This window comes from Streptomyces sp. NBC_00669, assembly GCF_036226785.1.
GTDB lineage: Bacteria > Actinomycetota > Actinomycetes > Streptomycetales > Streptomycetaceae > Actinacidiphila.
Map to the genome: position 1 here is coordinate 9061235 of NZ_CP109018.1, position 15116 is coordinate 9076350.

Consider the following 15116-nt stretch of genomic DNA (forward strand, 5'->3'; position numbering starts at 1 on the left):
TGGGGGGCAGGAGCTGGGGTGCGGCGGGACCTCCGGGACACCCGGGGCGCTGGGGGTTCAAGGGACACCGGGGGCGTAGACGTCCCATGAATATACGAGCCGACCCGGCCATCTCCTAGAGTCGTGCACGACCTTCCGAAAGAAGGTCCGACGTATGTCCCCGAACTGCCCCTGCGTGGGCAGCTCGTGGGCTCCAGAAGGAACGTACGGCCGCCGAGCCCGCGCGCTCGTCGCCGGAACGGCTGGCCGCACCCCGAAATCCCACCTCCGGCCGGGCCCCCGCGCGCCTTCGCCCGTGGCTTCACCCGAGGTGGCCGCGGGCTTCGCTGGTCCTCCGTTGGCGCCGGACGCGGCGGGGCTCGTTGTGGGAAGGTGGCCCCATGACAAGTCGACTGCTTCCGCTGCGTGTTGGCGACGTTGACCTCATGGTCGAGACGGTCACGGTCGCCGGGTCGGAGCCGACCTCGCGGTTGCGGAACGCGAGCGGACGGGTCGTGGACGCCTTCGACCATGCCCGTGACGCGATCGTGGAGATCGCCTCCGCCACCGGGGAGGCGATCGGCCGGCTGACGCACGAGGCAACGCGCCCCGAGCAGGTGGAGGTGGAGTTCGGACTGAAGTTCTCCACGCAAGGCACCATCGTGGTGGCCGGCGTCTCCGGCGAGGCGTCGCTGGTGGTACGGCTGAAGTATCCCGCGCCGAGGGGCGAGCAGGGCGCCGCCGCGGCCGACCGCGCCGACTGACCACCCGTGGCGTACGACGAGGGCGGGACGACGCACGCACGGCTGAGCCGCCCGTAGGGAGAGGGCCGTGGCAGCGGCGTCCGCGGGGGGAGTTGGGGGAGCCGGGGGAGACGGGGGAGCGCAACGGTGGTGGACGCGGTGTGGGACGCGAGGGTCCCCGGTTTCCTGGGCCGGGTCCTCGATGTCGACGGTACGCCCGTGGGCACCTGCTTCCAGGTGTCCCCTGGCGTGCTGGTGACAGCGGCGCACGTCCTCGCGGAGGCCGGATGCGACTGGCTCGGGGCGTCGTTGTCCGTGGACGCCCTGAACGGATCGGTGGGGCGCGCGCCCGCGCAGGTGGTGGCCGTCGACGTGCCCCGGGACCTCGCGGTGGTGCGCCGGGCCGAGCCGCTGGCGGAGTCCGTCCCCGTCTCCCTGCACCCGGTGGCCTTCCAGGCGGACGTCGTCGTGACCGGCGTCGCCGAGGTGGACGACCCCGGCCACGGCTACCAGTCGCTGGACGCCCCGGGGAGCTGGCAGGGCGGCACCATGCGGGATGACCAGGTGATGCTGTGGCGCGTCAGGTCCGCGGACGTCATGCCGGGGATGAGCGGTGCCCCCGTGCTGCGCCTCGCGGACGGTGCCGCCGTCGGCGTGGTCTCCGCGCGGTACAACAGCGCGGACGGCTGGCTGCGGGACTCCGTGTGGGTGGCCCGGGTCGAGGACGTCGCTGTGCTGTTGTCGACCGTCCCGGGGATCGACGTGCGTCGGCGGCTCGTGTTCGCCGACGAGGTCGGCACCGTGCTGTCCGTACGCACCGTGGACACCGCCCTGGTCCGCGGACGGGCCGGCGCGGTGGCCACACGCGTCGCACCCGATCCGGGGCCGGCCCGAGACCGGGGGGTGCCCGAAGGCGTCGGGGGCCTGAACGAGGCGGCGGTGGAGGCGGCCCGTGCGCTGATGGCGCTGGACGACGCGTACCGCGGGGTCGGCGGGGCCGGGGACGCGGCGGAGTGGTTGCTGTCGAGAGCCGTCGCCCACGGCCGACACGAAGGCGACGCCGTACGGGACTTCCGGCGCCGTACCCGGCTGCGCGGGCTCGACCCTCGGGTGCTGCTGCTCTCGCACCCGCAGCACGAGGAGGCCCTGCGCCACTGGTCGGCCCCGCTGGACGGCTCGCGCACGCGGAACGACCCGTACGGCACGGGTTCGAACGGGACCGGTTCGAACGGCGCCGAGTCACCAGGCGCCGAGTCACCAGGCACGGGTCCGAACGAAACCGGTTCGAACGAGACCGGTTCGAACGGCGCCGCACCCCGGACCTCTGACGCGCTGCTCGACTCCTTTCGGCACGTCCTGGTCGAGGAGTTGTCCGAAGAGCTCTTCGTCGAACTCTCCGCGGTGTGCCGAAGGCAGTTGCGGGCGGTGCTCACCGACGGGCGGACACTGCACCTGGAGGCATTCCTCACCGCCCTCACCGCACGGCTCCCGGAACTGCGTACCGCCTCCACCCGCGCCGTCATGGTCCGCAGGCCGGACCCGAACGGGAACGGTGCGCGGGGCCAACAGGGCGGGACGAGCGGCGCCGCCCCCGGGGCGGCCGAGGTCCAGCGCCGCGCTCGACGGGCCGTGGCCGCGGCCCAGATGTGCCGTATCCCCGATCCCGATCCCTTCGTCCTCGGCCGTACCGAACTGGTCGCCGACGTGGTCCGCGCCGTGCGCGGGAGCACGGCATGGCAGGGCACGGCGACCGCGTTCCTGTCGGGGCAGCCGGGCGTCGGCACGTCCACCGTGGCCATCGAGGCCGCCCGCGCACTCGCGCCGGACTTCCCCGGTGGGGTCTTCCACGTCGACCTTCACGGACTGGTCCCCGACGCCCGAAGACCCGCCCGTACCGTCGTGCGGATGGTGGCGGAGGCGCTGGGCCTCGACATCGGCGCGGACCTCGACGCGGGGGAGCACCTGGGCGACGCCGCGCTGTTCGCCCGGTTCACCGCCGAACTCCAGGGCCGAGGGGTGCTGCTGGTGCTCGACGACGCCCTGGACGCCGCCCACGTCGCGCCCTTGGTGAAGCCCCCCGCCACCTGCGCGGTCGTCGTCACCTCCCGCGATCGTGTCCAGGGGTACGCCGACCGGTCACTCGTCTTCCGCGTGGAGCCGCTGACGCGCGACGCCGCGGTCCGGGTACTCGCCGCGTGCGACCCCGAGCGCAGCCACGACCCCGCCGTGCTGCACCGGTTGGCCCGGCTGTGCGCGGATGTGCCGCTGGCGTTGCGGATGGTCGGTGGACGGCTGGCGAGCCGCCCGGACCTGCCGGTGGACTACCTGCTGCACCTGCTGGAGGAGGAGTCGACCCGGCTGGACTACCTGGACTCGGGGGACCGAGCGGTGCGCGCGGCGATCAGGCTCAGCTACGACAACCTGGACGCCGCGGCCCGCCGCACCTTCCGGTTGATCGCCGCGGTGCCCGGCGCGGTGACGACCGGCGAGGAACTGGGCGCCTGCCTCGACGCCCCGGCGCTGCGCCAGGAACTGCTCCTCAACCGGCTGGTCGACCGCAGTCTCGCCCAACACGCCGCCTTCGTTCGCACTTTCTCCGGCGGCGTGCTCGCCTCCTTCGCCCTCTTCGACCTTGTCCTGCTCTTCGCCAAGGAGCGCCTGGCACAGGAGGAGCCGGAGGAGGACGTACACGACGTCACCTACCGCTCCGTCCAGTTCCTGCGCGACCGGCTCGGCCAGATCAACCGGGGGGAGCCCGACGCGGAGCTGTCCGGCGCCCTCGACCCGGCCCGCTTCCACGCGGCGGTGCGTACGGCGGAGGAACGCGGATGGCTCGCGCTCGCCCTGGAACTGGCGGAGGGGGTGGCGGCCCTGTACCAGGCGGGCGGCGAGCTCGACGGCGAGGTGGCGGCCAACGACGTTCGCGTCCACCTCCACCAGCGCCTCTCGGCGCCCGCCGATGCCGTACGGCTGTGCTGGGACAACGCGGAGCTGCTGCGCGACACCGACCCGGCGCGCGCACTCGTGTACGCGCAGCGGGCCCGTGACATCGCCGGGGCCCACAACCTGCACGCGGGGGCCGCCGAGGCCGACTTCCTGATCTCGCTGATGCAGTGGGACCAGGGCGACGCGGCGGCTGCCCTGGCGTCCGGCCGGCGCGCGGTCTCCGTGCTGACCGCCTTGGGTCTGGCGGCCACCGCCGTCCCGATCGCCATCAACAACTCCAAGCTGGCCTTCGAGACGGCGGGCCCGGAAGAAGCCCGCGCACTGGCACTGCGCGCCCATGAACTTGCCGAGGGACACGGCACCGCGGAACTACGGGCCTCGGCGCTCTTCCAAAGGCAGCGCGCCGAGTTGTGGGCGGGCAACCACGCTGAGGCGCTCCCACTGGCGTGGCGCGTCGAGACCGCGTACACGACGCTCGGCAACTGGTGGACAGCGGCCGTCGCGTGCGAGAACGGGGCCTGTGCGGCAGAAGCTCTTGACGATCACCACGCGGTGAAGGACCTGGTTGCCCAAGCCGTCGAGCACTGGCAGCGCTGCAACACCCCGCCCCACCTCGTGAGCGCCCTGATCGACCTGAGCGCGGCCCACATCCGCCTCGACGAGATGGCACGCGGAGCGGAGGCGCTGACCCGCGCGGTTGCCGCGCTCGACCTGGACGACGGCGCGAACGTGTCCGCCGCCCTGAGCTCCGAGCTGCTGCTGCGCTATGCCGCGGTGTACGCCCTTTTCGACGCCATCCCGCCCAGCGCGGGCCTCGACCACGCGCTTCGATCCGCCGCTGAAAGCGCGGTACACGACGGAGATCCGGACCCGGATGTCGAACGCCTCCGGACCGACCTCCGCTGCTTCCTCACCACCGGCACGGGCCGCGGCAAGGCCACGAAGGCAGCCCGCGACCTGCTGTCCACCGGCACCCGCCATCCCCCCGCCGACGAGGTGCGGCTGCACGAGACCCTGGGCACCGAGTCCGCCCCACGTCCGGCACTCGGCACCGCCTGACGCCTCGTACGAAGGTCGACGTCGGGGAGGCATCCCGGCGCATGAGGCTGGTCGCTGGCAGCTATAGCCGGTCGGGGACCGTCCGAGGTCGATCAGCGGGAAGACGTTCTTCACGCAGGCAGCAGGTGCAAGGTCACCCGAATGGGCCTGTTGCGTTGCTGGTCAAGGCGCGCGCGGCAAGGGTGTGGCCTGGGGCACCGTGCCTGCGGCCGCGTTCGTTGCTGCGGTCTGCTGCTGGACGTGACCGATTGGAGTCCTCCCGTGGTCTACTCGCCCAGGCCCGCCACCGCCGCGACCGCCGCATCGAACCGCGAGGCCGTTGCCCGGTTCGACATGGACGACCGGCAGGACTTCGCGGATGCCGACCGGAACCTGATCGCGCCGTTCCCGGACCAACTGCGCGGCGCGGACGGCCACCTGATCTTCGACACCGCCAAGTTCGACTACCTGTCCGACGACGCTCCGGCCCCCGACACGGTGCACCCGAGCCTGTGGCGGCAGTCGCAGCTGATGCGCAAGGGCGGCCTCTACAAGGTGGTCGACGGCATCCACCAGGTGCGGAACAACGACCTGGCCAACCTGACGGTCATCGAGGGCGACAGCGGCCTGGTCATCGTGGACTGCGCGTCCAACGTCGAGGCTGCTTCCCAGGGCATGGCGATGATCCGTGAGCACGTCAGCGACAAGCCCGTCGCCGCGGTGATCTACACCCACACCCACATCGACCACTACGGCGGGGTCAAGGGCGTCGTCAGCGCCGAGGACGTGGCCTCGGGGAAGGTGCCCATCATCGCTCCGGGCACCCTCGCGTCCTTCGACAAGCACGCCATCGGTGAGAACGTCATCGCCGGCAACGCCATGTCGCGACGGGCCGGCTACGCGTTCGGCAGCCTCCTCGAACTGGGTCCCACCGGATGCGTCACCTGCGGCATCGGCATCACCTCGCTCCCCGGAGTGACCGTCTCCTACATCCCGCCGACCGACCCGATCACCGAGACCGGGACCAAGCGCGACCTGGGCGGCCTGGAGTTCGAGTTCCTCTACGCCCCGGACACTGAGGCGCCCGAGGAGATGCACATCTGGATTCCGCAGCTGGCCGCGCTGACCTGCGCGGAGAACGCCAACCACACGCTGCACAACATCCAGACCCTGCGCGGCGCCCGCACCCGCGACGCCCGCAACTTCGCCCGCTACCTGGACGAGACCCTGGAGCGCTGGGGCGACGACGCCCAGGTCCACTACGGCCCGCACACCTGGCCGGTGTGGGGCAACGAGGACGTCACCGGGTTCATCGGGTCCCAGCGCGACACCTACAAGTACATCCACGACCAGGCCCTGCGGCTCGCGAACAAGGGCTACACCCCGCTGGAGGCCGCCGAGGAGATCGAGCTGCCCGAGGAGCTGGGCCGCAAGTGGTTCAACCGCGGCTACCACGGCACCCTGCACCACGATGTGCGCGCGGTGTTCACCAAGGAACTGGGCATGTGGGACGGCGACCCGGTCTCCCTGCACCCCCACCCCCCGGTCGAGACGGCCCGCCGCTTCGTCGACCTCATCGGCTCCGAGAAGGTCCTGGCTGAGGGCAAGCGCGCCATCGACGCCGGCGACTACCGCTGGGCGGCCCAGATCCTGCACACGCTGGTCTTCGCCCGACCGGACAACCAGGCCGCCCGCGACCTTCAGGCCGACGCCTACGAGCAGATGGGTTACCAGGCCGAGGGCCCGCAGTGGCGCGGCATCTACCTGACCGCCGCCAAGGAACTGCGCCAGGGCGTACAGGCCGCCACCTTCGCCACCGCCAGCCCCGACACCATCCTGGCCATGCCCGTGGACATCCTCTTCGACTACGCCGCCGTCCACCTGATCGGCGAGAAGGCGGCCCAGGCGCACCTGCGCATCGACTTCCACTTCACCGAAGCGGACGAGACCTGGAGCATGTGGGTCGACCGCGGTGTCCTGAACGCCCGCCGCGGTGCCTCCGCCGACACCCAGCTCACCGTCACCGGCCCCAAGGCCGCGCTGGTCGGCGCCCTGCTGAAGCCTGCCGATGCCGCACAGCTCGCCCAGGCCGGCCGGCTGAAGCTCGACGGCGACGAGCAGGTTCTGCTGACGCTCGCCGGCCTCTTCGACGAGTTCGACCCCAACTTCAACATCGTCAGCCCGTGAACACGGGCTGACGGGCACGCCCGGCGGGTGTGGGGGCTCCCGCCAGCTCCTGCGACCACGCGGGCAGTTGGGCGAGAAACGTGTCCGGGCTCGCGGGACGGGCCTACGGCGGGAGCCATGCGGGCGGCTCCAAGGGCGGCTGAGCGATGCGGGCGCCGGGATTCCAAGGTCGCCCTGGGGACCTGCGGCCGCGACTACGCGACCCCGTGCCAGCATGAAAACGCCCGTGTCAGATGTCCCCTACTGCTCGTGGACAGAGCGCCTGCGCTCTCACGGGAGTGTCCACCCCGGGCTGAATGGGGCGAAGAACGGGGTCGATCTCGGCCAGGGCTTCGTGCATCTGACGAGCCCCCAGGGCAACGCGGTCGTCAGTGTCCCGCAACATCTCCGCGCACAACTGCATCGCGTTGTCCCGGTCCTCGGAGAAGATGCTGAACACATCGTGAAGTGCGGTGTGGATCCAATCGCTGTGATTCGAATCGGCGACTGCCAGTGCGGAGGCGACTACCGCCAACCCGATCCTGTCTTTTCGCCGCAGCACGGCTTCCGCGGTCACCCGGGTGACGAAGGTGTCACCTGGGTCGAGAACCAGCTCCAGTAGTGGCCCGAGGGCCTCCTGCATCTCGGCGAAGCCTGCCAGGCCGTGACCGGCATCCGCCCGGTCACGGTAATCGTGGCTTCGCCCGAGCTCGCGGAGTACCACGACAACTGCATGCCGCCGGTCTCTGTCCACCCGCCTACTCACCCCTCCCGCGATTTCGGGTCAAAATACCACTGGGGCACCCGCCAGATCATTGTCGTGACAGGCTCAAGCTTCGTTCCCGCGGAACAAGGCGTCATAGGCTCCAGGACATGCACAGCACCTTGACGGAGCACGCCCGGTGTCTCTACGGAGACGAGTTCGGACCGACGCCTGAGTGCGACCTCGACCACCGGGAGCACTACTTCGTCGAGGAACTGACCTTCGCTGACGCGGATTCGATCCTCGCCATGCTCCGTGAGCTCTGCCCGCACGTGGTCGATGGTTGTTTGCCGGTCTGGGTGCGCAACCTGTCCTACCGGTTGGTGCTCCTGCAGCGACCTGATGAGCCAGCGCTGATGCGCGAGGCTGCCGCGAACTTGTGGCTGCACGGACCGGACTGGGATCGCGTCGCGGCGGACCTGGCGAGGCGGGCAGACGCCCTGGAGGCCGGCTGAGTTGGGACGCGAGGTCCGACGCGGGTCGGCTGCCCCGACCCCTGGCTGCGGCTGACAACCGTTCGTCGCTCGCAGCGCGTCTGGGGCGACGCGATGGCTCAGGCGCGCGGCGGCAAGACCTCGATCACCGTGGCCGTGCCGGCAATAGGTCGAGCTTCGTACATGGTGATCACATCACCGCACTTCAGATGCCTCCACTGCTCTGGTCTCAGAGGAGCCAGCCGAGCATCGGCCGTCTCTCCCGGGCCGAGCTTCTCCGCATATTCCACCCACAACCTTGCGATGCTCAGCTCTCGTTCCCCGCCGACGGTGCGGTTGCCGATGTCCCACATCGGTCGGAGCCGACCGTCTCCGGAAAAGGCCGTCCGGCGTCGGCCCTCCTCCCCACCCGCCAGGCTCAAGGTCACCCGGACAGTGCCGTGCCGGACCTCCCAGGCTCGCCACTCGCACCAACGGCGGCTGCGGTCGAGCATCGGCTGGCGAGAGGCCTCGGCGAGGAGTTCCCAGAAGTCCACCGACACGGGGTGGACGTCCCCGATCTCGATGAGAACGCCGAGCACCATCTCCCACTCCTGGCGCCCGATGTCCTCGCGAACATCCCCAACCGTCTGCCCGTTCTCTGCTACGGCGTCCTCAGACAGCAGGTCGACGGCCCGCCGAAGGAGTGTGAACGCGTCATCCATGTCCTGCATTGTCCCCTGTCCCCGGACGTCCGTTCATCTGCGACAAGGCAGGAAGTCAGCCGCACGGCACGCCCGGCTGGCCCCAGCAGGCGAGATGTCTGCCCACTACTTTCAGTAACTCGACGGCGTTCCGTCCCCACCGGGTGCACGGCCGGGCCGCGCCCGAAGGGGGCCACGAGGCCGGATCGCGCAGGTACTCGGGGACCGGCCCGATCTCCCCGTCGAACCCGTCGAACCCGTCGAACCCGTTGGGGACGATGGAGGGCGGGGGTGCCTCGGTCGTCGCGACCACCGTGCCCACGCGGGGTACCGTCGCTCGACCTTCCGTCAACTCGCTCCGCAGATCCGTTTCTCGCTCCTTGACCGCGGTGGCCAGCAGCGTTCCCGCGCGTCCGGCCCGAGGTCGAGTGCCCTGCTCGGCGCGTCGATGAGCATGAGCGAGGGGCGGCGCTCACGGCCCTGCTCGAGCCGCGTGCAGGAGTTGACGCTGACCTGGTGGCGAGCGGGGAACACGTTGCAGGGCGCGCGATACAGTTATGTGCAAATGTCCCGTTTCTGGGCTATTCGTTGTCCATGAGTGATCTCGACTACGCAGACACGTCCGACTTCGAGGACGCCGACCGCGGGTTCGTCGCCGCCCTCTCACCCGCGGTGATCCGGACGGACGACGGCCGGGTGATCTGGGACGGTGACGCGTACGGCTTCCTGGACGGGGACTGCCCTCCCAGCGCGCACCCCAGCCTGTGGCGGCAGAGCCGGCTGTGCAACAAGCAGGGCCTGTTCGAGGTCACCGAGGGGATCTACCAGGTCCGGAACCTGGACCTGTCGAACATGACGCTGGTCGAGGGCGACTCCGGTGTCCTCGTCATCGATCCGCTGATCTCGGCTGAGACCGCGGCCGCCGCGCTCGCGCTGTACCGCGAGCACCGCGGCGACCGCCCCGTCACCGGGCTGATCTACACGCACTCCCACGGCGACCACTTCGGCGGCTCACGTGGCGTGCTGCCGCACGGCCACGCCCCGGTGCCGGTGATCGCCCCGGCCGGGTTCCTGGAGCACGCGGTGGCGGAGAACGTGTACGCGGGCGGCGCGATGACCCGCCGAGCGGTCTACATGTACGGCGCCGAACTGGACAAGGGCCCTGCCGGACACATCAGCGCCGGATTGGGCATCACGACCTCCAAGGGCACGATCACCCTGGTCCCTCCGACGCTGGACATCACGCGCACCGGCCAGGAGGAGACGGTCGACGGGGTGCGGATCGTCTTCCAGATGACGCCGGACACCGAGGCACCCTCGGAGATGAACTTCTACTTCCCCGACCGGCGTGCCCTGTGCATGGCGGAGAACGCCACGCACAACATGCACAACATCCTGACCCTGCGCGGGGCGGTGGTCCGCGACACCCGCATCTGGGCGCACTACCTGGGCGAGACGATCAGCTTGTTCGGCGACCGGGCCGAGGTCGCGTTCGCCTCCCACCACTGGCCCACCTGGGGCCAGGACCGCATCGTCGAGCACCTGGCAGGCCAGCGCGACATGTGGGCGTACCTCCATGACCAGACCCTGCGCATGACCAACCAGGGACTGACCGGGATGGAGATCGCCGAGCGGATGGAGCTGCCGCCGGCGATCGCGAACCGGTGGGCGAACCGCGGCTACTACGGGTCGGTCAGCCACAACGTCAAGGCCGTCTACCAGCGCTACATGGGCTGGTTCGACGGCAACCCGGCCCACCTGTGGGAGCATCCGCCGGTCGAGCAGGCCCAGCGGTTCGCCGCTGACTACGGCGGTGTGCCGGCGTTGATCGCCAAGGGCAAGGAGTACGCGGATACGGGGGATCTGCGGTTCGCCGCGACGCTGCTGGGGCACGCGGTCTTCGCCGCCCCCGACGACTCGATCGCCAAGCAGGCGCTGGCATCGGTGTACGAGAAGCTCGGCTTCGGCGCGGAGAACGCCACCTGGCGCAACTTCTACCTGATGGGCGCCCAGGAACTGCGCGGCACCGTCGCACACACCGCGCTGGAGACGACCAACCCCGAGATGGCGATGGCCCTGACCGTCGACATGCTCATCGACTCGCTCGCCATCCGCGTCGACGGCCCGAGGGCGTGGGACGAGAAGCTCACGATGACCTGGAACGTCACCGACGAGGGCCGCAGTTGGCACCTTCTGCTGTCCAACGGTGCCCTCACCTACCGCAGCACCGACACTGCCTCCGGCACGGAAGAGCCGGGCCCGGCGGCCGACCTGACCCTCACCCTGACCAAGCCGGAACTCCTCGGCGTCCTGGGCGGCAAGGGACTGGACGGCGTGCACGTCGAGGGCGACCCGCAGGTCTTCGCCACCCTCACCGGCCTGCTCGACACCCCCGACCCCGACTTCGCCCTCGTCACGCCTTGACGTACAACCCTCGGGACAGGGGTGCCCCGTCTCCCGGCAGGGGGAGACGGGGCACCAGGGCGGGTGTGCCGGGCCGGGTCAGCGCGTGGTCAGGTGCACCTTCAGGCTGCTGCCGGAGGCGACCGTCACCGTGTGGCCGAGGTCGATGGTGGTGCCCCCCTTGCCGGTGTGCAGGGTGGCCGGCACGGCGGTGCCGTCGAGGGTGACCGTGACGGCGGTCGCCGCGGTCGCGGTGGTGAAGGTGAGGTGGCTCAGGGACAGCGGTCCGTAGGTCACCTTGAGGGTGTCGGTCTGGTTGCCGCGGGCCCTGGTCTGGCTGAACAGCCCCCAGGCGTTGCCGGCGGTGAAGAACGAACTGTGGTTGCCGGGCCGGAACTTCGGTGCGAAGCCGATGGTCCGGGCCGGACCGTTGTAGGTCAGGCCCTGGAGCGCCTCGATGACGGACCAGCTGCTGCCCGAGCGCCCGTACCACTGCCCGCACTCGTCGTCGCCGAACGGGTTGCCGGTGCCGTCGCCGGTGGCGCAGGTCCCGCTGGTGATGCCGTTGCCGGTGCGCAGCACGCCGTCGTAGCGGTTGTTGACCGCGTCGACCATGGTGAGCCCCTGGGTGACGAGGCCGTTCTGGATCATGGTGGCGGCGGCGGAGTACTCGAAGCCGCTCATGGTCTCGTCGTTGTAGTTGACCGCGTTGGCGGGCTTGTCGTCGTGCGGCCAGGTGAACATGACCGCGGCGGAGTCGGTGGGCGCGACGAAGTCGCGCCACTGGTGGCTGTAGCCGAGGAAGTTGTTCTTGAAGTTGTCGCGGAAGAGGGTGCTCAGCGACTGCGTCTCGCGGTCGGCCGGGTAGATCGGGCCCAGCCCGAGCAGGCTGGACCACCACTGGCCGAGCAGCATGTCGATGGACACGCCGTTGCCGTAGCTCTGGCCGGAGCCCTGGCTGACCTCGCGGTAGTACTCGCCGTTCCACAGCAGGTCGTTCTGTGCGGTCCGGCCCGCCTGGTAGATGCCGGTGAGCAGGGCGGACTCGGTCGAGTCGCCCTCCACGGTGGCCATCAGGGAGGCGGCGTTCGCTGCGGCGAGGTAGAGCGAGCCGGTCCAGGAGCTGGTGCCGGAGAAGTCGGTGTCCAGGGTGTTGTGGGCGAGCCCGGTGGTCAGGCCCGTCCGGTCGGGGTCGTTGGTCTTCCAGATCCAGTCCATCGCCGCCTTCAGGTGCGGCCACTGGCTGTCCAGCCATGCCTTGCCGGCGGTCGGCGAGTCGGCCAGGTACTCCCGGTAGGCGGAGAGCACCACGCCGGCCTGGCCGTCGATCGCGGACCCGGTGCTGCCGCTCAGCGGGCGCTCGGGCAGGCTGCCGTCCGGGTTGATCTTGTCCAGCCACTGGGTGACCATGTCGGTGCCGATCTCGGGGAAGAGCTGTGGTGCGTCCTGGTTGTACTCCCAGACGTGCGGCGGCATCCCGCTGCAGCACCCGTAGCCCTCGTACCCGCCGAACATGCCGGAGTCCGTCCAGTACACGGTCGGGGTGTGCAGCAGTGCGGCGCCGGAGCTGGCCCTGTCCAGCACGTACTGGGGCAGGTCGGAGGCGTAGAGCGTGTCGTGGTACTTCCGGGTCAGGGCCTGGGCGTCGGCCAGGTGCGTGTCCAGGTAGGTGTCCAGATTCGCGGCCGACTTCCACAGGGTGGTGTAGTGCCGACCGCTGTACAGGCCGCTCTGGTGGGACGCGTCGGGGACCCACCAGCGCAGCGTGACGGGGATGTCGACCGACTGGCCGGCGGCGAGGGTGAGGGTGGAGGCGAGCGCCGCGTCGACGGTCTTTCCGGTGCCGCTGGTGGCGGTCGTCGGCCCGGTGAGGTCCGGGCTCCTGGTGAAGGCGCTGAGCAGGTTGGCGCTGCCCGACCAGGAAGCGGTCGCGGTGGCGTGCGGCGCGGTCGTGCTCAGCCGCAGGCTGGCCGCGCTACCGGACTTGGTCAGCTGGATGCGAGTGCCCGACGCGTCCTGCTCGACGGTGTCGGTGTTGTTCCCGTAGCCGGAGTAACTGGTTCCCGACACCTTGGCCAGACCGTCCCAGCCGACCGCGTTCTGCTGGGCGGCGAGCAGGCTGACCTGCTTGGCCGCCTTGGTGGTGTTGGTGAGGGTGAAGGTGTAGGCCGCCACCGGCAGCGAGGAGTCCTTGGTGTCTCCCGGCACCATCGGGCTGTCGAACTTCTCGGTGACGTCGAGGCCGGGCACGGCCGCCTTGAACCGGTAGCTGCCCATCGGGTATTCACCGGTCATGGTCAGCGACGGCGAGGCGGGGAACGAACCGGCCGGGACGCTTTGCAGCGCCGCGACCGCCCCGGCGGAACCCGCCTTGCCGGAACGGACCGCGAAGAAGGTGTCGGGCAGCGGATCGGCGGTGTAGGTGACGTTGTCGGCGGGGTAGAAGTTCTGCCAGTTGCGGCGCTGCCCGGTGCCGTCCTGGAGCAGCCCGCCGTCGCCCAGCGGGCCGACCGGGAACTTGATGTCGGTCAGCGCGCTGCCGGAGTAGACCTTGGTGGTGCCACGGGCGTTGAGGTCCTGGTAGGCGCGGGCGATGGTGTAGGCGGGTGGCGACTCGTCCCCCCGCGCGTCCACGGCCTTCACGGTGTAGATGTACTCGCCGGCCGCCTTCGCGGTGTGGTCGGTGTAACCCAGCTCGGTGACCGGCACGTTCGCCAGCAGGCTGGGCGCGCCGGTCGGATGGGTGGCGGTGGCGGAGGAGAGCGGCGCACGGTAGACGCGGTAGCCGGTGACGCCCGAGCTGATCGGATAGGTCCACTGCAAGGCCACCGGCCCGCGCTCGGTGTGGGTGGAGGCCGGATCGCCGACGACCGCGGGCGCACTGCCGGGGGCGGGGAGGTTGATCTGCACGTCGTCGAGGGTGATGTGGCCCCACTTGGAGGCGGCCTCGTCGACGACCCGCAGATGCAGGGTCTGCCCCAGGTAGGGGGTGAGATCCGCCGTCAGCGGCCGCATGGCCTCGGAGTTGCCGCCGCTGCCCCGCCAGACCTGGGTGCCGTCGGCGGTCTCGACGGCGACGTACTCCTTCGGACCCTTTCCGCCGCCGACCATCATCTGGATCGCCGGCTGGCTCAGCACGAAGTCGGGGGAGACCACCTGGCCCGTGTAGCCCTCGTCGGTGGTCCCGTCCGGGGCCTCCTGGGTGGAGAAGTAGAAGGAACCCTGCTTGGTGTAGGGCAACGCCGGGGCGTCCAGCCGGTAGTCGCGGTCGGTCACCAGGGAGCCGAACGATCCGCTGACCGTGGTGAACCCCTGCGGAGTCCCGCTCTCGAAGTCGAAGGCCTGGTAGCCGGACAGCGGCTGGTTGACGTGGACGTCGTCCACAGTGACGTGCCCCCAGCTGCCGGTGGCCTTGTCGACCACCGCGAGGTGCAGGGTCTGCCCCAGGTACGCGGACAGGTCCAGGGTGCGCCGGATCATCGTCTCGGCGTTGTTGCCCTGGGCCTTGGCGACCGTCTTGCCGTCGGCGTCGACGACGCCGACATAGGTGTTCGCCGAGTTGCCACCGCCGACCAGCATGCTGATGTCGGGCCGCGTCAGCACGAACGAGGGGGAGTCGACCTCCCCGGTGTATCCGTCGTCGGCGGCCTGGGTGGGCGACTCCAGGGTCGACAGGAACCAGGTGCCCTGCTTGGTGTACGGGGTGGTGGGGCTGTTGTGCTCGAAGGCGCGGTCGCTGATCAGCCGGCCGAAGGAGCCGGACGTGACCTGCCAGCCCTGGGCGGTGCCGTCCTCGAAGTCCCAGGTGGTGCCGGCGTCGGTCGCGGAGGCGGTGGAGGGCGCGGGCAGTTGGAGGGTGAGCGCCGCCGCGGTGAGAGCCAGGGCGAGCGCCGCCGGTCCGAGGGCGCGGACGCGTCCGGTGCGGCGGGCGGGTGGAGCGTGCATGTCTTCCTCCAGGATG

General features: G+C 70.5%; 9 protein-coding genes. 5 read left to right on the plus strand and 4 right to left on the minus strand.

Translation table 11 applies throughout. The features are described 5' to 3' along the window. Window positions 1–380 precede the first annotated feature (380 nt). The 3 genes from OG896_RS37990 (at window position 381) to OG896_RS38000 (ending at window position 6893) form a co-directional block, all read left to right on the plus strand. Window positions 381–743, plus strand: a complete 363-nt coding sequence (locus OG896_RS37990) for a CU044_2847 family protein (protein WP_329372800.1) — start codon at window positions 381–383, stop codon at window positions 741–743. A gap of 126 nt (window positions 744–869) precedes the next feature. Beyond that, the gene (locus tag OG896_RS37995) at window positions 870–4727 is read left to right on the plus strand and encodes a trypsin-like peptidase domain-containing protein (RefSeq protein ID WP_329372802.1); all 3858 of its coding nucleotides are present in this window, start codon (window positions 870–872) and stop codon (window positions 4725–4727) included. Between the two features lie 240 nt (window positions 4728–4967). Beyond that, window positions 4968–6893 carry an alkyl/aryl-sulfatase gene (locus OG896_RS38000; protein WP_329372803.1) on the plus strand — a complete coding sequence of 642 codons (1926 nt, stop codon included), beginning with the start codon at window positions 4968–4970 and terminating at the stop codon, window positions 6891–6893. Between the two features lie 229 nt (window positions 6894–7122). On the opposite strand, the gene OG896_RS38005 is transcribed toward OG896_RS38000, so the two are convergent. Beyond that, window positions 7123–7596 (minus strand): hypothetical protein, encoded by a 474-nt coding sequence (locus OG896_RS38005; protein ID WP_329372805.1) that lies wholly within the window; start codon window positions 7594–7596, stop codon window positions 7123–7125. Between the two features lie 149 nt (window positions 7597–7745). Here OG896_RS38005 and OG896_RS38010 point away from each other — a divergent pair, with 149 nt between their 5' ends. Next, window positions 7746–8090, plus strand: coding sequence for a hypothetical protein (locus tag OG896_RS38010; RefSeq protein WP_329372807.1), 345 nt, complete (start codon window positions 7746–7748; stop codon window positions 8088–8090). A gap of 98 nt (window positions 8091–8188) precedes the next feature. On the opposite strand, the gene OG896_RS38015 is transcribed toward OG896_RS38010, so the two are convergent. Further along, window positions 8189–8773 (minus strand): hypothetical protein, encoded by a 585-nt coding sequence (locus OG896_RS38015; protein ID WP_329372809.1) that lies wholly within the window; start codon window positions 8771–8773, stop codon window positions 8189–8191. Between the two features lie 55 nt (window positions 8774–8828). Continuing rightward, window positions 8829–9074, minus strand: coding sequence for a hypothetical protein (locus OG896_RS38020; protein WP_329372811.1), 246 nt, complete (start codon window positions 9072–9074; stop codon window positions 8829–8831). Window positions 9075–9346: 272 nt separating this feature from the next. Here OG896_RS38020 and OG896_RS38025 point away from each other — a divergent pair, with 272 nt between their 5' ends. Then, window positions 9347–11176 carry an alkyl/aryl-sulfatase gene (locus OG896_RS38025; protein ID WP_329372813.1) on the plus strand — a complete coding sequence of 610 codons (1830 nt, stop codon included), beginning with the start codon at window positions 9347–9349 and terminating at the stop codon, window positions 11174–11176. Between the two features lie 78 nt (window positions 11177–11254). Here OG896_RS38025 and OG896_RS38030 read toward each other — a convergent pair whose 3' ends face one another. Next, the gene (locus OG896_RS38030; RefSeq protein WP_329372815.1) at window positions 11255–15100 is read right to left on the minus strand and encodes a GH116 family glycosyl hydrolase; all 3846 of its coding nucleotides are present in this window, start codon (window positions 15098–15100) and stop codon (window positions 11255–11257) included. Window positions 15101–15116 lie beyond the last annotated feature (16 nt).